General features: G+C 43.7%; 1 protein-coding gene. It reads right to left on the reverse strand.

Going from position 1 to position 1,589, the window contains the following annotated elements:
• Positions 1–1,167 precede the first annotated feature (1,167 nt).
• The coding region (locus AC1DSE_RS35060) for an S-layer homology domain-containing protein (protein ID WP_477529101.1) at positions 1,168–1,589 on the reverse strand (422 nt) is incomplete at its 5' end.

The raw sequence follows: 1,589 nt of genomic DNA on the forward strand, positions 1-1,589 counted from the left end.
TAAGCGCATATTTGTTCTTACAGACAACAAACCTAGCCTTTTCTCTCGCCTTAAGAACCTATACGTGCTTAAAGCTCCATTACCACCTCGAACAAACGCTTCCGCAAGTCTGTAAGCACATATTTGTTCTTACAGACAACAAACCTATCCTTTTCTCTCGCTTTAAGAACCTATGCGTGCTTACTGCTCCATTCCCACCTCGAACAAACGCTACCGCAACTCTGTAAGCGCATATTTGTTCTTACAGACAACAAACCTAGCCTTTTCTCTCGCTGTAAGAACCTATGCGTGCTTACWGCTCCATTTCCACCTCGAACAAACGCTGCCGCAACTCTGTAAGCGCATATTTGTTCTTATAGACAACAAACCTAKCSTTTTCTCTCGCTGTAAGAACCTATGCGTGCTTACTGCTCCATTTCCACCTCGAACAAACGCTGCCGCAACTCTGTAAGCTCATATATGTGCTTACAGACAACAAACCTAGCCTTTTCTCTCGCTGTAAGAACCTATGCGTGCTAACTGCTCCATTTCCACCTTGAACAAACGTTGCCGCAACTCTGTAAGCGCATATTTGTTCTTACAGACAACAAACCTAGCCTTTTCTCTCGCCTTAAGAACCTATACGTGCTTAAAGCTCCATTACCACCTCGAACAAACGCTTCCGCAACTCTGTAAGCACATATTTGTTCTTACAGACAACAAACCTAGCCTTTTCTCTCGCTGTAAGAACCTATGTGTGCTTACTGCTCCATTTCCACCTCGAACAAACGCTGCCGCAAGTCTGTAAGCACATATTCGTTCTTACAGACAACAAACCAAGCGTTTTCTCTCGCTTTAAGAACCTATGCGTCCTTACTGCTCCATTTCCACCTCGAACAAACGCTGCCGTAACTCTGTAAGCCCATATTTGTTCTTACAGACAACAAACCTAGCCTTTTCTCTCGCTGTAAGAACCTATGCGTGCTTACTGCTCCATTTCCACCTCAAGCAGACACAGAAATTTGCTCGCCTACCATTTATTTAAGCAAACATAAATAGACCAAAACAGAAAAATGGCGGCACTGGAATAAGTTCCTGTGACGCCATTTTTTTAATATTTTTATGGTTTTTAATTAAATCCAATTATCTCTTCAGCGAGTTTAACTCTTTTTGGACACCCTATCTCTGCTACTTAACTGACGCCGCTAAAATATCGCCATAAGCCCAGTGCTTGCTAGTAACATCCTTCCACGGGGATGATGTTATGCCAACTAGTTTGACTCTGCCCAGCATTTTGTTGATCATGCTGACTGCTTCAGCACGCGTCAGCGCGTTATTTGGCTTAAAGCTTCCATCCGCATAGCCATTAGTGATTCCAGCAGCTTGCACATTTAGAATAGATGCCTTCGCCCAATGAGTCGAAATATCGGTAAAACCTGCTCCAGCCTTTGGTGCAGCACCGATAAGCGTGGATATAAGCTTCGCCATTTCAGCTCGTGTCATTGCTTTTTCAGCACCAAACGTTCCATCTTCATATCCTTGCATTAAGCCCATTTTTGTTACTTTAGAAATCGCATCCTTCGCCCAATTGCCTGCGAGAACATCATGAT

It is taken from the genome of Paenibacillus sp. 01L418 (assembly GCF_056400045.1).